23 protein-coding genes are annotated in these 22,505 nt (G+C 47.8%); 13 read left to right on the top strand and 10 right to left on the bottom strand.

Going from position 1 to position 22,505, the window contains the following annotated elements; all coding sequences use genetic code 11:
* The first annotated feature begins 2 nt into the window (after positions 1-2).
* The 6 genes from C7R91_RS14745 to C7R91_RS14770 all read left to right on the top strand — a co-directional run bounded on the left by C7R91_RS14745 (position 3) and on the right by C7R91_RS14770 (position 7,579).
* Positions 3-3,098, top strand: a complete 3,096-nt coding sequence (locus C7R91_RS14745) for an efflux RND transporter permease subunit (protein WP_047069042.1) — start codon at positions 3-5, stop codon at positions 3,096-3,098.
* A 124-nt stretch (positions 3,099-3,222) separates the two neighbouring features.
* Complete coding sequence (locus tag C7R91_RS14750; RefSeq protein WP_047069043.1) at positions 3,223-4,011, top strand: SDR family oxidoreductase; 789 nt, start codon at positions 3,223-3,225, stop codon at positions 4,009-4,011.
* A 20-nt stretch (positions 4,012-4,031) separates the two neighbouring features.
* Positions 4,032-4,523, top strand: a complete 492-nt coding sequence (locus tag C7R91_RS14755) for a YajQ family cyclic di-GMP-binding protein (protein ID WP_047069044.1) — start codon at positions 4,032-4,034, stop codon at positions 4,521-4,523.
* A 160-nt stretch (positions 4,524-4,683) separates the two neighbouring features.
* Positions 4,684-5,160, top strand: coding sequence for a hypothetical protein (locus C7R91_RS14760; protein ID WP_047069045.1), 477 nt, complete (start codon positions 4,684-4,686; stop codon positions 5,158-5,160).
* A gap of 136 nt (positions 5,161-5,296) precedes the next feature.
* The gene (locus C7R91_RS14765; protein ID WP_047069046.1) at positions 5,297-6,955 is read left to right on the top strand and encodes an AMP-binding protein; all 1,659 of its coding nucleotides are present in this window, start codon (positions 5,297-5,299) and stop codon (positions 6,953-6,955) included.
* A 117-nt stretch (positions 6,956-7,072) separates the two neighbouring features.
* Positions 7,073-7,579, top strand: coding sequence for a GNAT family N-acetyltransferase (locus C7R91_RS14770; protein ID WP_047069047.1), 507 nt, complete (start codon positions 7,073-7,075; stop codon positions 7,577-7,579).
* Positions 7,580-7,655: 76 nt separating this feature from the next.
* Here the strand turns inward: C7R91_RS14770 and leuD are convergent, their stop codons facing one another.
* The gene (gene leuD / locus C7R91_RS14775) at positions 7,656-8,240 is read right to left on the bottom strand and encodes a 3-isopropylmalate dehydratase small subunit (protein WP_047069048.1); all 585 of its coding nucleotides are present in this window, start codon (positions 8,238-8,240) and stop codon (positions 7,656-7,658) included.
* Complete coding sequence (gene leuC / locus C7R91_RS14780; protein WP_047069049.1) at positions 8,237-9,667, bottom strand: 3-isopropylmalate dehydratase large subunit; 1,431 nt, start codon at positions 9,665-9,667, stop codon at positions 8,237-8,239. Before leuC ends, leuD begins: the two co-directional genes overlap by 4 nt.
* A gap of 114 nt (positions 9,668-9,781) precedes the next feature.
* Here leuC and C7R91_RS14785 point away from each other — a divergent pair, with 114 nt between their 5' ends.
* From C7R91_RS14785 to C7R91_RS14800, 4 genes are read left to right on the top strand one after another with little or no spacing between them, the layout of a single operon-like run.
* The gene (locus C7R91_RS14785) at positions 9,782-10,669 is read left to right on the top strand and encodes a LysR family transcriptional regulator (RefSeq protein ID WP_047069050.1); all 888 of its coding nucleotides are present in this window, start codon (positions 9,782-9,784) and stop codon (positions 10,667-10,669) included.
* A gap of 57 nt (positions 10,670-10,726) precedes the next feature.
* Positions 10,727-11,074: a thioredoxin family protein gene (locus C7R91_RS14790; protein WP_047069051.1), complete on the top strand. Its 348-nt coding sequence runs from the start codon at positions 10,727-10,729 to the stop codon at positions 11,072-11,074.
* Between the two features lie 33 nt (positions 11,075-11,107).
* The gene (locus C7R91_RS14795; RefSeq protein ID WP_047069052.1) at positions 11,108-12,016 is read left to right on the top strand and encodes an RluA family pseudouridine synthase; all 909 of its coding nucleotides are present in this window, start codon (positions 11,108-11,110) and stop codon (positions 12,014-12,016) included.
* Between the two features lie 59 nt (positions 12,017-12,075).
* Positions 12,076-13,194 (top strand): YheC/YheD family endospore coat-associated protein, encoded by a 1,119-nt coding sequence (locus tag C7R91_RS14800; protein ID WP_047069053.1) that lies wholly within the window; start codon positions 12,076-12,078, stop codon positions 13,192-13,194.
* A gap of 63 nt (positions 13,195-13,257) precedes the next feature.
* On the opposite strand, the gene C7R91_RS14805 is transcribed toward C7R91_RS14800, so the two are convergent.
* The 3 genes from C7R91_RS14805 to C7R91_RS14815 all read right to left on the bottom strand — a co-directional run bounded on the left by C7R91_RS14805 (position 13,258) and on the right by C7R91_RS14815 (position 15,105).
* Positions 13,258-14,058: a VOC family protein gene (locus C7R91_RS14805; protein WP_047069054.1), complete on the bottom strand. Its 801-nt coding sequence runs from the start codon at positions 14,056-14,058 to the stop codon at positions 13,258-13,260.
* An 84-nt stretch (positions 14,059-14,142) separates the two neighbouring features.
* Positions 14,143-14,595, bottom strand: a complete 453-nt coding sequence (locus C7R91_RS14810) for a GNAT family N-acetyltransferase (RefSeq protein WP_047069055.1) — start codon at positions 14,593-14,595, stop codon at positions 14,143-14,145.
* Positions 14,596-14,613: 18 nt separating this feature from the next.
* Positions 14,614-15,105, bottom strand: coding sequence for an NUDIX hydrolase (locus tag C7R91_RS14815; RefSeq protein WP_047069056.1), 492 nt, complete (start codon positions 15,103-15,105; stop codon positions 14,614-14,616).
* A 162-nt stretch (positions 15,106-15,267) separates the two neighbouring features.
* On the opposite strand from C7R91_RS14815, the gene dsdA reads away from it, so the two are divergent.
* Entirely contained in the window at positions 15,268-16,629 is a 1,362-nt protein-coding gene (dsdA, locus tag C7R91_RS14820) for a D-serine ammonia-lyase (RefSeq protein WP_083995036.1), read from the top strand.
* A gap of 59 nt (positions 16,630-16,688) precedes the next feature.
* On the opposite strand, the gene C7R91_RS14825 is transcribed toward dsdA, so the two are convergent.
* Complete coding sequence (locus tag C7R91_RS14825) at positions 16,689-17,435, bottom strand: class I SAM-dependent methyltransferase (RefSeq protein WP_047069057.1); 747 nt, start codon at positions 17,433-17,435, stop codon at positions 16,689-16,691.
* 238 nt (positions 17,436-17,673) lie between these two features.
* Here C7R91_RS14825 and C7R91_RS14830 point away from each other — a divergent pair, with 238 nt between their 5' ends.
* Complete coding sequence (locus tag C7R91_RS14830; RefSeq protein WP_047069058.1) at positions 17,674-18,123, top strand: hypothetical protein; 450 nt, start codon at positions 17,674-17,676, stop codon at positions 18,121-18,123.
* Between the two features lie 31 nt (positions 18,124-18,154).
* On the opposite strand, the gene C7R91_RS14835 is transcribed toward C7R91_RS14830, so the two are convergent.
* From C7R91_RS14835 to trhO, 3 genes are all read right to left on the bottom strand, one after another.
* Entirely contained in the window at positions 18,155-18,676 is a 522-nt protein-coding gene (locus C7R91_RS14835; RefSeq protein ID WP_047069059.1) for a hypothetical protein, read from the bottom strand.
* 12 nt (positions 18,677-18,688) lie between these two features.
* Positions 18,689-20,140, bottom strand: coding sequence for an amidase family protein (locus tag C7R91_RS14840; RefSeq protein ID WP_047069060.1), 1,452 nt, complete (start codon positions 20,138-20,140; stop codon positions 18,689-18,691).
* A gap of 145 nt (positions 20,141-20,285) precedes the next feature.
* Positions 20,286-21,230: an oxygen-dependent tRNA uridine(34) hydroxylase TrhO gene (gene trhO / locus C7R91_RS14845; protein WP_047069061.1), complete on the bottom strand. Its 945-nt coding sequence runs from the start codon at positions 21,228-21,230 to the stop codon at positions 20,286-20,288.
* A gap of 195 nt (positions 21,231-21,425) precedes the next feature.
* Here trhO and dut point away from each other — a divergent pair, with 195 nt between their 5' ends.
* Positions 21,426-21,962, top strand: a complete 537-nt coding sequence (gene dut, locus C7R91_RS14850; protein WP_047069062.1) for a dUTP diphosphatase — start codon at positions 21,426-21,428, stop codon at positions 21,960-21,962.
* A gap of 91 nt (positions 21,963-22,053) precedes the next feature.
* Here the strand turns inward: dut and C7R91_RS14855 are convergent, their stop codons facing one another.
* Positions 22,054-22,356 carry a DUF3846 domain-containing protein gene (locus tag C7R91_RS14855; protein ID WP_047069063.1) on the bottom strand — a complete coding sequence of 101 codons (303 nt, stop codon included), beginning with the start codon at positions 22,354-22,356 and terminating at the stop codon, positions 22,054-22,056.
* Positions 22,357-22,505: the final 149 nt, after the last annotated feature.

A 22,505-nucleotide genomic window follows, 5' to 3' on the forward strand; every position in this document is an offset into this window, starting at 1 on the left:
GCATGAACAAGATGATTCTCTTTTTGCTTAAGAGACAACTGATTGTCTATTTGTTTACATTTTTGCTCATCCTTGCCGGACTGGGGTCCTTGTTCAGCTTTAATATTGAATTGGTACCGAAGACGAACTTCCCGGACATTTTTGTTCGAATCTCGGGTGGGTCACTCCCTCCTGAAGAGATGGAAGAGAAAATAACGAAGAAAGTAGAACAAGAGCTAAAATCGATTAATGATATTAAAAAATATTCTTCTTCAACGAGTGCTGGCTATGTTAGTATCAATATTTCTGCGAATGAAGGAAAAGGCGAAAAAGTCAAGCAAGACGTACAAAATGCCGTCAACCGCCTCCGCAACAGTTTTCCCAAAGCCATTGATTCCGTAGAAGTCAACCAGAGCAGCTTTGGTGGCGAACAGATGATTGACTATGCCCTCGTAGGCGCTGATCCGAAGACGATGCTGAGTTTGGCCAAAACATCGATCAAGGACCGCATTGAGGAAATCGAGGGTGTCAAGGAAGTATCGGTTTCTGACCGAAGCTTCGAAAATAAAATTGCCATTTCCCTGTTGCCTGATCGACTGAATGCATATCAAACCAATCCTGCGGCAGTCATCTCGCAACTGCAGGATACGAATTGGAAACAAGGGATTGGGACGCTGGAGAACACAGGTTTTGACACAGTAGTCATGATCGACAATTCGTACCAAAATGCGGAGGAAATGAGAGCACTGTCGATCGATACGCCGAAGGGAGCGGTTTCCCTCGATCAGCTCGCAGACATTGAGGACTTGCGCGGAAAAGTGAAAGATCAAGTAGCGCTTACGAACAGCTCCGTTTTTGTTAATTTGAGCGTTACACGATCGGATGGTTATGATTTGATCACCACGCAAGCAAAGGTAGAAGAGGTTGTTCGCGAATTAAATGCAGAAGCGAACGGCAAATATACCATCAAAGTAATGTTTGAAGGAGCTTCCTTCATTAAGCATGCGGTTTCCAACCTCAGTCGTGATGTGATGATCGGTGGAGCGCTTGCAATTATCATCCTGTTCGTATTCCTTCGCAACTGGAGGGTTACTCTCGTCATTGCAACGACGCTGCCACTCTCTGCTTTTATGACATTTATTGCGATGAAAATCGGCGGGTACAACATTGACATGATCAGCTTGTTGTCCTTGAGCTTATCCGTCGGATTGATCGTTGACGCCGCGATTGTGGTACTGGAGAGCATTTATCACTATCGAGAGAAAGGCGAGGAGCTCAAACAGGCGATTGTAAAAGGAACGAGAGAAGTATTGACGCCTGTGTTTACTTCGCAGCTTACGATTATTATCGTTTTCTTGCCGCTCGTCCTTGCAGATTTTGAAGACTGGCTCAAACCGATTTTGGGAACGATCGCGTTTACTGTATCTGCTGCCATTATCGCCTCAACAATCGCAGCATTCTTCTTTGTTCCCGTATTCTCCAATCGCTTCTTGCAAAAGGATAAGCATGTTTCGCTAGAAGGTGAAGGGAAAGAACACTTTATCATCCGTGCATTCAGCGGACTTTTGCAAATTGCGATTAGACATCGCGTCAAAACGATTATACTGGCGATTTTGATGCTAGTCGGATCAGTATTCCTTACGCCAATGATGAAAACTGGCCAAGGGATCAATCCAAATGAAAATATCATTTTTGCCAATATTGAAATGCCGATCGGGTCTACACTGGAAAAAACACAAAAAGCAGCTGTAGCCGGGGAAGATGCTCTGCGGAAAATCCCCGAAATTAAAGATGTATTCTTCTTTGCTTCCAAGGAAAGTGCAGAGTTATTCATTTCCTTGATTCCGAAAACAGAAAGAACAAGGGATAAGGAAGCTTTGAATGAAGATATCAACAATATTTTGAATGGGCTGCCAGGAATTGAATCGGTCTCTATGTCTTTCGGACAACAGGGTGGCAGCGCGCCGATCCAATTGGAAATCTTCGGCGATGACATGGAGCAGATGAGCAAGATCGCTACCGATCTGGAAGGGATGCTTTCTACCATCTCCGGTGTCGGCAACATTCGTAACGATTTTAAAGAAGGCAAGGAAAAGGTCACGTTATTGCCAAAAGAAGAAGCTCTCGCAAGGCTGAATGTAGATCATCGTTCGTTGTTACAACAATTGAGCGTGCTGATTGGCAGCCAACAAATTACTTCTATCACGCAGGACGGAATCGAAGTGAACGTAGTTGCTAAAATGCCTGATAACTGGCTGAAGCACCCGGATCAACTCAAAAACGTCATGGTGAGCGCGAAAAATGGTGCAGCAGTGCCTTTGGTTGACTTGGTAGAGATGACCTATAGCAAATCTCCAGTTACGATTCAGCACAAAAAAGGCGAGCGGATTATCACCGTTTCCGCTGAGCTTCAAGGTGGCGATTTGGCTGGAGTTGGTCGTGAGATCGGAGAGAAGCTCCCAGGTGTAGTGATTCCAGCGGGCTACAAAGTAGAGATCGCCGGAAAATTGAAAGAGCAAAGCACGAATATGACACAAGCGATCTTAGTATTCGTCGGTGTGCTTGCATTGATCTATGTCGTTATGGTTGCTCAGTTCGGACGTCTTTCCCAGCCGTTCATCATCATGCTGACTATTCCAATGGCACTGGTCGGTGTCGTGTTAGGATTCGTCCTTACACAACGGACATTCGGTGAAATGGCGATGATTGGGATTATTATGCTGGTCGGTATCGTCGTTTCCAATGCGATTCTCCTGATCGACCGGATCAACTTGCTCCGCAAGCGTGGAATGGATACAGCCGAAGCCATTATCCAAGGAACCAAAGAACGGATTCGTCCTGTTATCATGACGAAGCTGACGGCGATTCTCGGGATGCTGCCGATGGGACTTGCGATGGCGGAAGGCTCTGATTTGGAAGCACCGCTCGCAACTGCCGTAATCGCTGGTTTGATCTTCCACACCATTGTTACGCTGGTGCTCGTTCCTGTCCTGTACTCCCTGTTTGAGGGGGCGAAGGAAAAAAGACTGGCGCGCAAAGCGGCTCGTCAAGCGAAGCGCGAAGCAAAACGAGAGGCAAAACAAAACAAAGACAAAAACGTACCTCCGACAGAGGTATAGTAATTCGCAAGAGAAGGGGAGTATGTGCTGTACCCCTTCTCTTTTGCTTTTCCTTCGTCTGAAAGTTCTGTAGAATAAAGAGACCAAGATACAAACATGAGTGAACTATGAAAGGAGCATGCAAATGGATCTGTTTTTGCAAGGAAAAACGGCTCTGGTACTCGCCTCCTCAAAAGGATTGGGGAAGGCAACAGCGGAGTGCCTCGCCCAAGAAGGAGCCAATGTCACGATATGCGGTAGAGATGAAGCTGCTCTGGAAATCGTTCGTGCTAAGATTGAACAGGCTACTGGAAAATCACCCCTTGCCGTAACAGTGGATGTGACTAAGGAAGAAGATATCAAGCGTGTTGTCGAAGAAACGGTCAAGCATTTTGGCAGCGTCGATATATTAATTAACAATTCAGGTGGACCTGCAACAGGCAGATTCGATCAGCTCACCGACGAGCAATGGATGCAAGCCTTCCAGCTAAATTTGCTCAGCTATGTACGTGCGATTCGTGCTGTTTTGCCTCATATGCGAGCGAACCAATTTGGCAGAATCATCAACTTCGCTTCCTCGTCCTTTAAACAGCCGATTGAGAATTTGCTCCTCTCCAATACGTTTCGTACAGGGGTATTGGGCCTTTCCAAGACGCTTTCTTCAGAACTCGGACCAGATGGGATTCTGATTAACACCATTGGACCTGGCAGAATTGCGACGGATCGGGTGGCACAACTGGATGGGCTTACCGCAGAGGCGAAGAGCATCAGTGCTGATGAAGTTAGGGAAAATTGGGAGAAGCAAATCCCATTGGGCAGATACGGTCAGCCTGACGAGTTTGCTCGCATGGTGACGTTCTTGGCCTCGCCAGCAAACAGCTACGTGACAGGTCAATCCTTCCTCGTCGACGGTGGCTTGATCCGCGCGATCTAATAGTAGAGAGGAGAATTTCTTTGAGTAAAGAGAGCTCATTTGATATCGTGTCCAAAGTAGAATTGTCCGAAGTGAACAATGCGATTCAAACCGCATTAAAGGAAATAGAAAATCGCTTTGACTTCAAAGGCAGCAAGAGCAGCATCTCCTTGGAAAAGGAAGAGCTGGTACTCGTCTCTGATGACGACTTCAAGCTCAGTCAGGTAAAAGACATTTTGCTTGGCAAGCTCGTCAAACGCGATGTCCCGATCAAAAACCTCGACTACGGCAAAATTGAACCGGCAGCGGGCGGCACTGTCCGCCAGCGTGTCAAGCTGGTGCAGGGGATCGACAAAGACAATGCGAAAAAAATCAACAGCATCATCAAAGATACAGGACTCAAAGTGAAAACACAGATTCAAGACGATCAAATTCGCGTGACAGGAAAAAGCAAAGACGAATTGCAGCAAATCATCAACGCGATTCGCAAGGCTGATCTGCCATTGGAAGTGCAATTTATTAACTACCGCTAATTACTAGAGGTTGCTCAAAAAGTCGTCTTTTGATCACGAACGTAAAAAGCCAACTTTTTGAGCACTGACTACTAGAAAAGATTTTGCTTCTAACTCTCTTCACTCTCGCATATGCATGTACAAATAAGTGACAAGCACTTGCGAAAGGGAGAGTAGAGACATGAAGGTCTTTATTATCAGTATGCGCAATCTCATTTTGGGCGGAATTGTCTTTCTTGTAGCACTGGTAGCGGGAATCGTACTTTTGGTCAAAGACCCCCTGAGCGTCTCGGACTCTTATCGACCATCAGATCCAACTGCTTCTGTTACAACGACGGCTCCCGTGAATCAGCCAGCAGGGTCAGAAAAGCCGGCGCTGAACATGGAGGTCAAGGTGGATGGGACGACGGCAGAAGTATCCTTGCTGACTGAGAACTTCACGTTTGTCCAGGACAGTGGTGAATTGGCCGAAGCCCCAGTCTTCGGAGAGGGACACGCACATTTATACCTGAATGGCGAACCAAAAGGGATGATTTATCAACCAGAGTTTTTGCTGAAAAAGTTGCCCAAGGGAGAGCATGAAATTCGCGTAGAGCTCAACTACAGCAATCATCTGCCATACAAGGTAGAGACTACGAAAAAAATCGTTGTGAAGTAAAACAGATCGCGTTCCGCAAAAGGGACGCTTTTCTTTTTGGGGAGGAAGGGAGGGAAGGACGTTAACGGAAAAAGAAGGGATTGTGGCGGAAAAGAAGAATTCTACAGAATAGTCTGAATGTTTTGGGGGTGCTTGTATGATTCATATGACCACAATCGGCAACATGTTAGACGACACAGCCAGTAAGTATCAGGAAAAGGAAGCGCTGGTTTATCACGAACGAGGTCTTCGCTATACGTTTGGGGAATTTCAAGCGATATGCAATCAAGCAGCGCGAGGATTTATGTCCCTTGGCATTCAAAAAGGGGAAAATATCGCGATTTGGGCAACCAATGTGCCAGAATGGGTGATCTCGCAATTTGCCACAGCGAAAATGGGCGGTGTACTGGTAACAGTCAATACGAGCTACCGGGTACATGAACTGGAGTATTTGCTGCGTCAATCAGAGTCGACGACGCTTCTCTTAATAGATTCCTATCGCGATGCGAATTATCTCGCCATGATTCAAGAGATTTGCCCGGAGTTACAGACATGTGAACCTGGAGCGCTGCAATCCAAAAGGCTTCCGCATTTAAAAAATGTCATTTATCTAGGGAATGAGCGACAACCCGGAATGTTTTTGTGGAGTGATTTGCTCGAACGTGCCGCATTGGTCACGGAAGAAGAGCGGATCGCGCGTCAGGCGACGCTCCTACCTGATGATGTCATCAATATGCAGTACACATCTGGCACGACTGGCTTTCCTAAAGGAGTCATGCTGTCACATGTCAATATCGTCAACAATGCGATCAAGGTAGCGGAATGTCAGCGGCTCGGGTTAGAGGATAAGGTGTGTATTCCGGTTCCGTTTTTCCACTGCTTTGGCTGTGTGATGGGGACCTTGGCATGTGTGGCGACAGGTGCGACGATGGTTCCTGTCATCGCCTTTGATCCTGGCGTGGTACTTGCGGTTGTGGAGGCAGAACGCTGCACAGCACTATACGGTGTACCCACGATGTTTATTGCCGAATTGAACCACCCGACGTTTGCCGAACGTGACCTCAGCTCGCTTCGTACAGGCATTATGGCTGGGTCTTTATGTCCGATTGAGGTCATGAAAAAGGTCGTCGATCAAATGGGGATCCGAGACATTACAATTGCGTACGGACAAACCGAAGCATCTCCCGTCATCACACAGACTGTACCAGAGGACTCCCTCGAGCGAAAAGTATCCACTGTCGGTCGTCTGCATGCGGAGGTAGAAGCAAAAATTATCGATCCGGCGACAGGTGACATTTTGCCGCCAGGGGTGCAAGGCGAGCTGTGCACGCGAGGATATTTGGTCATGAAAGGCTATTACAACATGCCGGAGGAGACAGTGAAAGCGATTGATCACGAAGGCTGGCTACATACCGGAGATTTGGCAACCGTCGATGAAGAAGGCTACTATCGGATTACGGGCAGGCTTAAAGACATGATCATTCGCGGAGGGGAAAATATATATCCACGTGAAGTGGAAGAATTCCTCTATACGCATCCAAAAGTGTTGGACGTACAGATTGTAGGTGTACCTGATGCCAAATACGGCGAGCAGGTATTAGCGTGCATTCGGGTAAAGCCTAACGAGACGTTGTCCGAGGATGAGGTGCGGGATTATTGCGAAGGGAAGATTGCTCATTACAAAATCCCACGCTACATACAGTTTGTAGACGAATATCCGATGACGGCTTCCGGTAAAATACAAAAGTTCAAGCTACGGGAGCAAGCGTTGCAGTTATTTGGACAAAGCAATCCAAACCAAACGGGAACTGCATAGGATGAGTTCAAAGCGCTAGGGAGATGCTCCTGGCGCTTTTTTTAGATAGTTCTTTACTTTCGAGCAACTCTTGACTAAGATAAGTGGAAATTAAAAATAGGAGAGGTGCAGCCTAGCATGGAAGTTAGATTTTTGGGACCAGACGATGCAGAAGAGTTGGTAAAGATTAGACTGGAAGGGCTGCAAACAGACCCAGACGCATTCGGCTCTACCTATGAAGAGGCAATGCAGGTATCGATGGAAGAGTGGCGGCAAAGACTTTCTCAAGGGGAGTCAGGTGATAGCGGCTATTTTGGAGCATTTGTAGAAGGAGAGCTGGCTGGCATCATCGGTTTTTTCCGCCACAGAGGGCAGAAAGCGAGACACAAAGCTTCTATCGTCTCCATGTACGTTCGTGAAGTGTATCGCGGGACAGGTGTCGCACAAGCGCTCATGCAGGCAGAGCTAGCCTACTTAAAGGAGCGGGGAGATATCGACACGGTACAGCTTGCTGTCGTGACGACCAATCCGGCTGCCATTCGTCTCTATGAGAAAATGGGTTTTCTTCCATATGGTTTAGAAAAGCGTGCACTGAAAAATGGCGATCAATACTTTGATGAGAGCCACATGTATATTCTTCTATAGGAAAACATGAAAAAAGCGAAGGCTCACATTAGTGGATGCCTTCGCTTTTTCTATGCGCTACGCTATGGATGAAAACCTAACGACTTGCCTCGTATGCAGCGATCTTATCCTCATACTGCAACGTAATTCCAATATCGTCGAGACCATTCAGTAGGCAGTAACGACGATACGAGTCAACCTCGAACGGGTAGGAGAGACCATCATTGTCACGAACGACTTGTTCTTGCAAATCGATGGTCAGTTGGTAGTTCGGCTTGTTTTGAGCACGATTGAACAGCTCATCGACTTGTTCTTCGCTCAACTTGATCGGCAGGATGCCGTTTTTGAAGCAGTTATTGTAAAAAATGTCCGCAAAGGATGGAGCAATCACACAGCGGAAGCCATAATCAAGGAGTGCCCATGGCGCATGCTCACGAGAGGAGCCGCAGCCAAAATTGTTGCGGGCAAGAAGGACAGTGGACTCCTTGTACGCAGGTGTATTCAGAATGAACGAATCGATTGGCTCACCATCGACAGTAAAGCGCCATTCGTAGAACAGAAATTGGCCAAAACCGCTGCGCTCAATGCGCTTCAAGAACTGCTTAGGGATAATAGCGTCCGTATCTACGTTTACACGATCGAGTGGGGCTACCACTCCGGTGTGGATGACAAATGGATTCATTGGAAGACCTCCTTGCTAGCGTTCTCGCTTTTCCATTCACGAACATCTACGAAGTGACCTGCGATAGCGGCTGCTGCTGCCATTTCCGGGCTGACCAGATGTGTCCGTCCCCCGCGTCCTTGACGTCCTTCGAAGTTCCGGTTTGAGGTAGAAGCACAACGCTCACCCTCGGACAGAATATCCGGGTTCATGGCCAGACACATGGAGCAACCAGATTCGCGCCAGTCAAAGCCAGCCTCTTGGAAAATGAGGTGCAAGCCTTCTTGCTCAGCAAGCTGCTTAACTGCTTGAGAGCCAGGAACGACCATCGCGTGTACGGAAGGGGAGACCTTGCGTCCTTTTGCCACTTCGGCTGCTTTGCGCAAGTCCTCGATCCGACCGTTTGTACAGGAGCCGATAAAGACGCGATCGATTTTGATTTCGCTCATAGGGGTGCCAGGCGCAAGGTCCATATACGCCAGAGCATCTTGTGCCGCTTTGCGCTGTGCGGCTGTCTCGAATGACTCAGGGCTTGGAACCGTGCTCGTAATGTTCGTCCCCATACCAGGGCTCGTTCCCCACGTCACTTGCGGTGCGATCTCGGCTGCATCGATTTCTACACAGGCATCAAACACAGCGCCTTTGTCCGTGCACAGCTCTTTCCAAGCCTCAACAGCTGCAAGGAAATCTTCTCCTTGCGGAACATAGCGCTTGCCTTTCAAGTAGTCAAACGTAGTCTGGTCAGGAGCGATTAAGCCGGCACGAGCGCCACCTTCAATCGTCATGTTGCACACAGTCATGCGTTCTTCCATGGTCAGGCTGCGGATCGCAGCGCCTGTGTATTCTACGACGTAGCCAGTTGCAAAGTCAGTTCCGTATTTTGCGATAATCGCCAAAATTAAATCTTTTGCACTTACACCAAATGGCAGGTCGCCGTTTACGCGTACTTCCATCGTTTTTGGTTTGGATTGCTGCAGGCATTGCGTTGCGAGTACATGCTCCACCTCGCTGGTACCAATACCGAAGGCGAGGGCACCGAACGCTCCGTGAGTGGAGGTGTGGCTGTCGCCGCAGACGATTGTTTTGCCTGGATGCGTGAGCCCGAGCTCAGGACCAATGACGTGGACGATCCCTTGATCCGGACTGTTCAGATCCGCGAGAGTAATCCCGAACTCCTCACAGTTCGCCGTCAAGGTTTCCATTTGTTGACGAGAAATCGGATCTTTGACATTAAAACGGTCAGCAGTCGGTACGTTGTGGTCCATGGTTGCGAAGGTAAGCTCTGGACGGCGTACTCTGCGACCGGCTAAACGGAGTCCTTCGAAGGCTTGCGGCGAAGTCACCTCGTGAACCAGGTGCAGGTCGATATACAAAAGGCTCGGCTTGCCTGCCTCTTCGTGAATAACGTGATTGTCCCAAATCTTTTCAAACATCGTACGGGCTGTCATTTTGTTTTCCTCCTTCGTTCAAAAACTCTTAACAAGGTTGTAACATGGCAAAGAGAATAGTTCAAAGATATAATAATTATAAGAAGGATAGTTTTTGCCTATCGGGAGGTCTTTATGGAGTTACGACAAATTCGTTATGTACTCGCTGTTGCGGAAGAACGCAGTTTTTCCCGGGCAGCCAATCGATTACATTTGGCCCAACCGTCGTTGAGCCAACAAATTGCCAAGCTGGAGAAAATACTCGGTGTCAGCTTGTTCCATCGCTTGCCGCAGCACGTAGAACTGACTGATGCGGGCCAGCGCTTCATACAAGTAGCGCAAACGCTCGTCGACATGTCAGAGGGGCTAGAGAGGGAAATGCGGGCTTATGCAGTAGGAGAAAGCGGCAAATTGCTAGTCGGAAGTCTCCCGATTACAGGGGCGTACGTGCTGCCAAGGGTGTTGCCTACGTTTACACAGCAATTTCCCGGTGTCGAGCTGCAATTGATGGAGGAAACATCTAGTCATTTGGAGCAGCTACTCGTGCGGGGGAAAATTGATGTCAGCCTGCTAACCATGCCCATCAGTGACCCGTCTCTGGAAATCATCCCAGCGATCAACGAAGAAATCTTCTTGGCGGTACCAGCCAATCATCCTCTCGCGAAACGAAAAGAAGTCGATCTCGCAGAGGTAGCCGATCAGCCTTTTATCCTGTTAAAAGAAGGACAAGGATTCCGCACGATTTCGCTTCGGCTCTGTGAGCAGGCAGGATTCCGACCGCGAATCGTGTTTGAGAGCTCGAACATCCAGACTGCTCAGTCACTTGTTGCAGCAGGCATGGGGTTGTCGTTTGCTCCGAAAATGATTACGCTCGCACCTGGCACGATCGAGCCGCCAACTTATGTGCGGATCAAAACAAAACCTTCTCGCACACTCGTCGTGGCGTATCGAAAAGACAAACCTTTGTCACGCCCGGCTGAAGCGTTTGTGCAATGTCTCATCGAGCAGGGTGGAAAAATATAGAGTGATTTCCCGCACCTGTGGTACACTATTTCCAAATCATTCTGGGAGGAAGATAACATGAGAGAAATTAAGACAGAAGCTGAATTCGAGCAAGTAATCGCCGCAACCAAGCCAGTCATCGTCAAATTCTTCACGGATTGGTGCCCAGATTGTCATCGCATTGATCCATTCATGCCTGCCGTGGAGGAAAAATACAAAGAACAGCTGGACATGGTAGAAGTCAATCGTGATACTCTCCCGGACCTGTCTGAAAAGTACGATGTCTTCGGCATTCCAAGCTTTATTGCGTTCCAAAACGGTAAAGAACTCGTTCGCTTCGTGAGCAAACTCGGAAAAAGTCGCGAGGAGATCGAGCATTTCTTAGACCGTGCCATTCAAGTGGGTAAAGGACTCGAGCAAGCGTAATCGCATGAACATAGAACAGGGAGATAGACAGAAATGTTAAACATGAAAAAAGAAGGGGAATGGCTCGTTGCTCATTTACGAGACAAAGACGATGCTATCCCGATTGGGAACCTGCTGCGCGAAGAGTGGAAGCTGCCTCGCAAGCAGGTCCATCTTTTATTCCAACACAAAGAAGTATTGCTGGACGGTGCACCTGTCGCTCAGCATGTTGTGGGAAAAGCAGGGCAGGAAATTCGCCTGCGGATGTGCAAGCCTGAGCCATTGGGGCTTGATCCGGCCAGTGAAGCACCGGAGATCTTGTATGAGGATGATCATTTGCTCATTGTAAATAAGCCAGTTGGCCTTCTGTTACATCCGACCGAACGCTATCATCATGTGACGTTAGATCATCTTGTGTCGGGGCACTTTTTCCGTACGGGTTTGGAAGCAAAAGTCCGCCATGTTCATCGGCTGGATCAGGATACGTCAGGCGTCGTTCTGTACGCGAAGCATGCGTGGGCCTCTGCGCTTTTAGATGAAATGCTGCGTGAGCGTACAATCAAGCGTACCTATGTCGCGTATGTTTCGGGACAAATGCCCAAAGAGCGCGGGAAAATCAATGAACCCATCGGAAAAGATCGGAATCACGGGACGCGCAGAAGGGTCACACCTAACGGCGATCCAGCGATTACCCACTACCAGGTAAAAGAACGTTTTCAAACAGCTACGAAAGTAGAATGTCAATTGGAGACGGGGAGAACGCATCAAATTCGCGTTCACTTCAGTTATATTGGGCACCCGCTTTTAGGAGATGAACTGTATGGTGGCAAGCTCGAACTCATTAAGCGACAAGCGCTGCACGCAGCAGTGCTCAAATTTGAGCATCCATTCGGGGGAGAAATCATCGAAGTCACGGCTCCGTTGCCACTCGATCTGTTTCACTTGGAAAAGAAGCTGAGATAATCGCCATTTGGCGACAGACTGAATAAACTGCCAAGGAGGAAACGAGAGAGGGTGGTCTTTTGAAACGACCCATAATCGGCATCTTGACTTGGCGGGAAGGCAAACGCTTTGCAGAGCCAACCTATTTTCGGCGACTGCTCAAGGCTGGACAAGAACTGGGCTGTACCGTTTTCTTGTTCTCCCCAAACGATGTGCTTGGGGGCGGCAAGCAGGTGAGAGGCTATGTCCCGGGGAAGAGTGGCGGCTGGCAAGCAAGGATATTTGACCGTCCAGACGCTGTTTTCGACCGATACCGTTATACACCGACACAGGCGTTTAAGAACTATGTGGCCTTTCGGCGGACGAGTAATTTTTTGTACGCAAACAATCGCTTGGCAAACAAATGGCGAGTACATGAGGTGCTTCATCGGGACTCCAGAATGCATCGGTGGCTTCCGGAGACCTACCTATACAACCGACAAAGCTTGGTCAACATGCTAGGCAAGCATTCATTGCTCTACGTAAAGCCACTCAATGGAACAGGGGGACGAAACATCTTGTCCATTGAAAAGCGTGGAGACGAACTACGACTACTCGGCCGGAACAAGCAAAGGGCGAAAGTAGCCACAGTAGTAAGAGACAAAGCCGCCGCCCAGAGATGGGTAGACCGTTGGACGAGACAGGAGAAATACATCGTTCAGCAAGGGCTTCGATTACAGCTGGTTCCTTCGCGTGCAGTAGACATGCGCCTCTTGATTCAAAAGAATGGGCAGGGGGAATGGAGCATTACAGGTCATGGGATTCGCGTGGGTCCAGAACGCAGTGCCACCTCTAATCTGCATGGCGGCGGAAAAGCTATCCCTGTATCGGTATTTCTCCGACCGAGGTTTGGGGAGGAACACACCGCGCAGATCGTGCATGATTGCGAGCAGCTCGCTTTTCAAACAGCGGAAACACTCGAGGATCATTTTGGACGGATGGTTGAATTTGGATTGGACATTGGCATCGATGTAGAGGGGCGCGCGTGGCTGATTGAAGTGAATCCCAAACCAGCACGGGAAATTTTCCGGGAGATGGGGGCAACGGAGCAGTACAAGAATGCCATTACCCGCCCGCTTGAATACGCCATTTACCTAGCAAAAACACAAGGACGCGAAGGTCGCGAGCCACTTTTGAAGAGAAAAGTCGCCAGAGGATAGCGTGAAAGAAGAACAGCGGTAGTCAGGGACAACATTTGAAGTCCTAGACTACCGCTGTATTTGTTAGGAGGAGATAGAAAGTGGTAATTGCAATTTGCTCGCGGTGTCAGGGGCGTAATCGGGTGTATGGATAACAGAAAAAGAGTATCCTTCCCGGACAAAGGTAAGTTCATGGGCATCCGAATGGAAGAGGACGTTGCTTTTTTCAAAGCGCCTCCGTACTTTTTGCAGGAACGTTTGGTCAGGTGTTCCAAAAGTGACGTGCATTTTCGGTGGCAACGCTTTCATGGCAATGGGAATCCAAGGCCTGTTTTTCCATGTGGCTACAATATGTGCCGTTCCCCCGATGACGAAGTTAAAAATATCGCCATCCTCGTATGTTTTCATGCCTATATTTGATTTTAGCCATTGCGTAAAAACAGGCACACTTTCTACGGGACAGCCCACTTCTCTTAAATACAGAATGTGCAGGGGAGTGGATGGCAGGACGACCTCTTCTGACACATACTCGTGGGCAATAATCTCAAGAAGATTCCCGTCTCCATCGCGGAAATACAGGTTCATCCGTCCCTTCTCTTGATCAATGTCATGCCCATCCTCCCATCGAACAATCAAAAGACCAGATTCTTTGATCTTTTTCGCTGATTCATGAAAGAGGGAATAAGGCACTTGAAAAGCAATATGGGCAGGGGAGATCGGTTCATACACTTCTTCAAAGGTTAAACGAAAATCGGGTGTGACTTGAAACGTAATCTGTTTGTCTGATTGAGATAAGATCGGAAAGCCGAGTCGGTCTGCATAAACCTGATGCACCCCTTGGATGGACACAGTTTGTAAGGTTAATTTAGAAAAATGCGTGATCACCTGGCATCACCTTTTCCTATAAAAAGATAAAATAATATAAATTATGTATACTCGTTCTTGCCACACTGTTTCTAGACAATCTTCTCAAATATCTTGAGAGAGGCGAACCATATCCACGACCTGAATCCCGTTTTCGTAAATCTCTTCCTCATAATGCCGCAAGAAAAAGTCCCGATCGATCCAATTCAGCCGGAATCCACACTTTTGATAAAGGGCGAGCTGACCTACACTAGAATTCCCTGTTCCGACCTCAATCGTCTTATAGCCGAGAGATTTGGCAACTTCAATGGAATGAAGAACGAGCTTTTTGCCAATGCCCTTGCCTTGATGGGCCTCATCGACGGCAACATTCACCAGTTCAATCGTATCCGGTCTGGTTGGTATCAAGACGTAGACACCTACGATGCTCTCCTCTAGAACAGCGACGTAGCAATGACCTCTTTGTAAATAATCTTTCACCAATCTGACAGAGGGGTCAGCCAATAAGAGTAAATCCATTGGCGGTTGTTCCAGTTCTGCAAGCTTGCGAATTTCCATTCGTGTTTCTCCTCCGATTCAAGTTGTTACCGGCTTTTGCAATGGAGCTGTTTCGTATTTGACAACCTGGTTATTTTCGTACGTAAAGAAGTGCTGACAAGGATCTACTTCTTCCAACATGTATGGTAAAAACATGGGAAGGTTTTCTGGGACGCCAGCATTGTCGGGGTCCAAGATCCACGCTAGCTCTTTCCAGTCAAGTATGCCTTCTTCCACTGCCTGTGGGGTTTGGTTGCGCTCGTAGTCTTCTGGAAGATGAGCGAGAAATGCATACATACCGCCCGTTTCCATTCCATCGACTAACCAAGAGACAATTCCTTTGTAGCAAGCGGTTTCTAGCAAAATGCCCGTCTCTTCCCGAACCTCGCGAAGGACACTGTCCAGTGGAGTCTCTCCGTGCTCTAGCTTACCGCCTACGCCATTCCATAGCCCCATCAACGGTGATTTATTGCGATTCAGCATGAGTATTCCATTTCTATGTTTGAGAAAGCATATGGTATAGCGATACATGTTATCACTTTCCTTTTTGTTACAGTCAACTTCTTTAACGACCATTGTATCAAATGAGTGGATTCAGCAGTTATTTTTATTTGGTTTTCTTTAAAGAAGTTTTGTAATATTCCGTTATAATAACAAAGAAGAGTGGAAGGAAGAATAGGGGGCTCGTTCAAGATGGGAAACAATGAGATGGTCGAAGGGCTAACAATAGAGGAGTGGAAAACGAAATATCCACTTCTCCATAAGATGATGGAGACGGATGAAGTTTTTTGGACGAACCCTTGCTATGAAGAGTTCGCAAAAACAACTCTCTCCGTTACGCCAGAGGAAGTCCAGGACGCAGAAGAACGCTTGCGGCGTTTTGGCTCGTTCATTCAACTGGCTTTTCCCGAGACGAGCGCTGCTGGTGGACTGATCGAGTCCCCACTCGTTCCGATAAAAGAGATGCAAAAGCACCTAGAATCTCGATTTGCATCGAATATACAAGGGGATCTCTGGTTAAAATGCGACAGCCATTTGCCTATTGCAGGCTCGATCAAAGCGCGTGGCGGCATCTACGAGGTGCTGGCACATGCAGAAGAATTGGCTCAAAAGCATCAGATGCTGCAACCGGACAATGATTATGCTATTTTGGCTTCGGAAGCGTTCCGGGAACTGTTTTCCCGTTATTCCATTGCAGTAGGCTCGACAGGGAACCTCGGTTTGAGCATCGGGATTATCAGTGCGAAGCTCGGTTTTCAAGTCACTGTTCATATGTCAGCGGACGCTAAAGCATGGAAAAAAGAATTGCTGCGGGCAAAAGGGGTCCAAGTAGTCGAATATGCATCGGATTATGGGAAAGCGGTGGAAGAGGGCAGAAAGCAGGCGGAGGCCGATCCGAATTGTTACTTCATCGATGATGAGAACTCCAAGCGTCTATTCCTCGGCTATGCAGTAGCAGCCGGACGATTGAAGAAACAGTTAGAGGAGCAGCAGATTACAGTAGATAGCGAACACCCGCTGTTTGTCTACCTGCCGTGTGGGGTGGGGGGAGGCCCTGGCGGTGTGGCGTACGGCTTGAAGCTTATTTACGGAGACAACGTTCATTGCTTTTTTGCGGAACCTACTCATTCTCCCTGCATGCTGCTAGGTTTAATGACAGGACAGCATGACAACGTTTCCGTTCAAGACTTTGGAATAGATAACAAGACAGAGGCGGATGGTCTGGCTGTTGGGCGTCCTTCGCGATTCGTAGGGAAAACGATGGAAAATCTGCTCAGTGGTGTGTATACAGTCGCTGACGAGGAGCTATACGCCTTGTTGCGTGCCTTGCGTGATTACGAATCGATTCGATTGGAGCCGTCTGCGTTGGCTGGCATGCCAGGACCTGCTCGATTGTTTCAGCAGGAGGCAGGGCGTCACTACTTAATGAAGCAAGGTCTAACGGAAAAAATGAAAAAGGCGACCCATATTGTATGGGCGACGGGTGGGAGTATGGTGCCAGAAAAAATCCAGGATGAGTATTATGCGAAAGGTCTGGAAACCAAAATCGAGTAAGGTACATAATGTTTGTTATGTAAACAAAGCCCGGATCATTCCTCCGGGCTTTTGCTCATTCATTTCAAAGTTTTCTGGGTCTTGAAAATAATAAAAGTCGGTCTTCTTACCTCTGAAATCTGATGCGGCTGCAAGAGGAGTCCTTCTGGCGTGCAGGTTGGCTCGATGATCTCTTGTAGGGTAAGCCCCGCTTGGATTAACGTATTGACAGCAGTGGACATGGAGCGATGGTAAAAAAGCACCTTTCTGCCGTTCATCATGTGCATTTCACGTTCTCCATCTTCCAGGTAGTTGTCCAAGGGCCAGAAATGCTTCTGTCCTTCTTCGTCGCGTACCCAGCCCTCGACCTTCTTGCGAGCGGTAATATGCGGATGGAGTGTGGAGTAAACGAAATGTCCCCCGTTGCGCAAGGCGCGGCTTACTTTGTTGATCACGTGCTCATAGTCCCGAACATAGTCCATAACGAGAGAGCTCGTAATGAGATCGTAGTCGTGATCAGCAAGCTCAATGTCCTCCAGAGAGCCATGCAGATATTGAATATTCTCATGGCTGTTATTCGTCCGGGCATACTCCAACATGTTGTGAGAGAGATCAACACCGATCACTTCACGTGCTCCTTGCTCCACACAGTACCTGGCAAACTGTCCGCCACCACATCCGAGGTCGAGTACACGCAAGCCTTTTAGGGAGGGCAGACAACCGCGAAAAGCAGGCTGTTCGATAATGTCATTCTCCGATTGACCGGACAGACGGAGCTTTTGATAGTCCTGATAAAAATCCAGTTGATCATACAGATTTTGTTTCATCCCATATCACCCGTTTCCATTTTTTCTCGGATTCCCATTATGTCTAAAAGATGAATAGGATGTCAATATTCGTTTAAAACGATTGAAAATGAGAGCAGGAGTTTGCATTTTTTACGAGAATTAATGAAAGACAACCCATTTTTGCAATTCCGTCCGCTTTCGCTGAGACGGTTTTTTTCTGTAAGAAGATTTGGTTTCGATATTTTTTGGCGAGACTGAAATCGAAGGAGGGATAAACGTGGACCAAATACTTCAACTGATCAAAGATTACTGGCCGATTGCGCTAGGTATCATAATCATCATCATGGCTGCCCAATGGGTGGTGCGGAGTATCATTCGAATTATTTCGCTTGCAGCTATTATTGGTGTTGTGCTCGTATTGTTTTTCCAATTCAGTCCTGAAGAAGTGATCCAAATGGGACGTCAAGCAGCAGTCGCGACGCAGGAAGTCGTCGATAAGACGATTACACCAGTCTTGGACAAAGAGCTCAAGGATGCCGATATTTCCTTCAAGGAGGATGGCACCTATGAAGTGAAGACATCGAGTATTCGTATCGTAGGCAAAAAAGGCGAATCCAAAGCGACGGTTTATTACAAGGATGAGGAATGGGAAGTAAATATCGGTCAATTGAGCAAGCTGTTCCAAGACCGACTTGGTAAAGCGGAGCAAGAAAGCAAGACGATGTAGAAAGAGAAAAACGCATGGGGCCAAAAAGGTCTCATGCGTTTTTTGCTGGATAGGTGAGTACGTCCTTTACCCACGTATCTAGGAGATGCTGATATTCTTCGCTCGTTTTGATTCCAGGGGCTGAGGCAAATTGCTTTTCAAGAGGGAGCGTGCGCAGTTTTTTAGCGAATTTCCCTTCGATATCATCTTCATCTTCCAATAGCAGATATACGACATCTTCCAAGGAGCGATAGCTCGTAACACTATACTCGATTCCATTCATAATCGTTTGAAAATGACCGTGACGATACTGGCAAAGGATGAAAGTGAAATCTAGATTGTTTATGATTTCTAAAAATCTATTCAAATACGCAGGTTCCACCATGATACACTCTAGCATAGTGTGTGGATAATCAGAGTGACGGATGTGGAATTCTGGAATAATTTCGATAAAGTCCTGCTGTCGTTCGGGACTGGCTTTGCCATAGTAAGCATAGTTGAATTTGCGAATGATTTTCTTCAGGTGCTTGAAAGGGATTGCTGTGCCAATAAAAAGTCCGTAATATCGGTTCATTCTGTGCTTCCTTTACGCAGTAGTCATACTCGGAGCTACACGCAGTCGAGTTGCTTGCTCATAGGCGTAGGCCAGACGAAGTAGAGTAGGTTCCTGGAATGCCAATCCAGTGAGCATGATGCCAAATGGCTTGCCTGCGGAAGTATAGCCAGCCGGAACCGTAATGGATGGGTAACCAGCTTTGGCCGGGATAGCATAACCCGTGCTACCGGGGTACAAGAGGGCGTCGAGCTCGTGCTCCTTCATCACAGCATCAAGGCCTTGTTTCTGTGTCATTTCCAAATCGAACAGGCGATTCGCCAGATATTCCGGCTCTGTCAACGTACCACTTGTTTGCTCGGATTCTTCCAGCAGCTCTTGCCCGTAAAGCAGGGCTTGTTCCTCATGGGCCCGATTAAAGGCAATGACATCCTGTAAGGATCTGATCGGGTAGGAGGCTGGTAGGGTTTTTAAGTACGCATTGACGCCTACCTTGAATTCATGCACCAGAACTTGTCTATCCCACTTGGCATTTTCTGTAGGAATGGTGACCGCATCTATGACAGTTGCGCCAGCCTCTTTGAGCTTTTCAATAGCTGCTTCATACAAGGCGATTTCTTCGTCATTACACTCAGCTAAAAACCTGGAGCGTACAACGCCGATGCGCGCACCCCGCAAACCGTCTGCATCGAGGAAGGGGAGGTAATCGGTATGACCCAAGCCTTCGCTTTTTCCAGTCACCGGATCATTTTCATCAATACCAGTAAGCGCGCCAAGCAAAATAGCTGCATCAGTCACGGTTCTCGCCATCGGTCCGGCTGTGTCTTGGCTATGGGAAATCGGAATGATACCCGAACGGCTGATTAAGCCAACAGTAGGTTTGATTCCCACGAGTGAATTATGCTCCGCTGGATGGAGAATGGACCCGCAAGTCTCCGTACCGACTGCCACAACGGCAAATCCTGCGGCAATTGCAGCAGCTGAACCTGAGCTAGACCCGCCGACCTCTAGTACACCAGGACCGTATGGGTTCAACACTTGTCCACCGCGTGAGCTGTAGCCATCTGGCATGTCATTGGAGATATAGTTAGCCCATTCCGTGAGATTTGTTTTCCCTAAAAGGACAGCGCCCGCCTCTCGGAGCTTGGTTACGACAAATGCATCCGCAGAGGCAAACGAATCAGCTAAAGCTAGGGCTCCAGCTGTCGTGTGCATCTTGTCATAGGTCGCAATATTATCCTTGATCAGTACTGGGATTCCGTGAAGCGGCCCGCGACTGCCTGACACCGCTCTTTCCCGATCCAATGACTCTGCGATCGCCAGTGCGTCTGGGTTTAGTTCACAAATGGCATTGATTCGGATGCCTTGTTTGTTGTAGGTGGCAATCCGCTGCATAAAGGCGAGGGTAAGTTCCCGGGAAGTCGTGGTTCCAGCTGTCATCGCAGCTTGCCATTCGAGAATGCTCGTTTCTTGAATCAATAACATAATGTATCCCCTTTTACGAATGATTTGATTTTTATTATAGTACCAAATTCAGGGAAAAGGAAGGCGAGGGGAGTGTGAGCCTTTTTCGTATAAAAAACAAGCTGACTCTCTACGCGAGAATCAGCTTGTTTGTGTTTGTATCAAATTATGCGTTTGATCCAGCAGCTTGCAGCTTCGCTTTTTCTTCCGCTTCTACATAACGGTTGCGAGGGTGCTCGCGGCATTCATCGGAGCAAGAACGCTTAAATTTTGTCTCACATTCTGTGCAGCAGAAGTGCTGTTTGTTGCAGAATGGGTTAGCGCAGTTTACATAGCGGTCTTCCACAGTCCCGCAGTAATGGCAACGGCCAATAACGACGTCTTCTTCTGTATGGTTGATCGGTACGGAGATGCGCTCGTCAAACACGTAGCATTTTCCATCCCACAGGCGCCCTTGGACTTCTGGATCTTTTCCATACGTGACAATACCGCCCTCAAGATGGTAAACATTTTCAAAACCTTGTTGCAGCAATATACCTGTCAGCTTTTCGCAACGAATACCGCCTGTGCAGTAGGTGAGGACTTTTTTATCCTTGAACTGGCTCATGTTTTCACGAATCCATTCAGGGAACTCACGGGATGAATCTACTTCAGGGCGAATCGCACCACGGAAATGTCCCAAATCGTATTCGTAGTAGTTGCGACCGTCGAGGATCACGACGTCCTCTTCCTGCATCATTTCGTACCATTCTTTTGGTTTCAGATAGGTGCCGACTAATTTATTCGGATCAACATCCTCTTCCAAACGCCAGGTTACAAGCTCTTTTTTCGGGCGCACAAACATTTTTTTGAACGCATGCCCTTCAGACTCATCTATTTTAAACCACATATCACTAAAACGTGGATCTTTTCGCACATAGTCCATGTAGGCGTCGGTCTGTTCAATCGTTCCGGATACGGTTCCATTAATGCCTTCCGGAGCTACGATAATCCGCCCTTTCAGCCCGTTATCCTTGCAAAATTGCAAGTGCTCGGCTGCGTACTCCTCATAATTTTCAATAGGAGTATACTTGTAATACAACAAAATGCGATATGGTTTTTGTACTTGCAAGGTACAATTCCACCTTTCTTTTTCAATTGTGATTTTAGATGCAACGGTGATTATACCACATTCCATTGTTAAACGCGCTGAAAAAGAAAGGGATTTGTGAGGTTTTTATGAAATCGGTGCTTCTTGCTGGATGTGATCGCATCCTGTACACTATGAATGGTATTCAGCTGACAGGCTATAGAGGAGAGACATTACATGACCATGACAAATGAGCGCCTGGTTACACAGGTGAAAATTAAAAAGCTCCACCAAGACGCCGTAATCCCAGCCTACGCGAGAGCAATGGACGCGGGCTTTGATTTGGTGGCGGTAGAGGATACATTGATTGCCCCAGGACAATCTGCAAAAGTTCCAACAGGATTGGCGTTCGCGCTTCCAGAAGGATTTGAATTGCAAGTGCGCCCTCGCTCCGGCATCAGTGCAAAAACAAAGCTGCGTTTGTCCAATGCACCAGGGACAGTTGATGCAGGCTATCGCGGTGAAGTATGCGTTCTGATGGATAACATTCGGATCGCATCCGGAAAGAGCGGCAAGGTATGTCTGGGCGCTGGCGAAAACGAAGTAACCGTTGAACAAGAAGTCGATGCACATAGCTACTTGATCAAAAAAGGGGATCGGATTGCACAAGGCGTGATTGCAATCGTCCCAGTCGCGCAGTTCGAAGTAGTCGATGAGCTGGATGAGACTGAAAGAGGAGCGGGCGGCTTCGGCAGCAGCGGTATCAAGAGTTAGTTCTATCGAGTAAAAAAACATGACCCCTGATCATCAGCCGTGTAAATGGACTTGGGCTGATACGTCAGGGGTCATTGTTTTGATCAAATCCTCATCCTTTAGCGGATAAAAACTGGTCAATTCTTGAAAGGTCGTCAGCCGTCAGCGAACGTCCATTTGCTTTGACGAATACGCATGGTCCATAGACCCAGTCTAAAAAACCGTCAGACGTGATGGGGAAATTGTTTGCTTCTACTCCGCGAGCATCCTCATTCACAATGAGGGAGATACCCTCCAGATGGTCATCTTCCACTACCTCATAATCACCACCCACCAGCTCCTGCAGTTCGTCCGTCCCTGCGATTTCTCGAACAACTGCATTTTCATGCGGAAGCTTTACGTATACGGTAATCAAGCGCAATCACTCCTTCTGACACCCATCATAACGTATAAGCAATGAATTGGGCGATAGGGAAGCGGATGCCTGTTGGCGTGTTGGTTATCCTATGGTTGAGAATTGAAGTAACGTCTGTATTGATACTTTCAGCTTGAGGGGACATGCTG

The organism is Brevibacillus formosus (assembly GCF_003013405.1).
GTDB classification, from domain to species: domain Bacteria; phylum Bacillota; class Bacilli; order Brevibacillales; family Brevibacillaceae; genus Brevibacillus; species Brevibacillus formosus.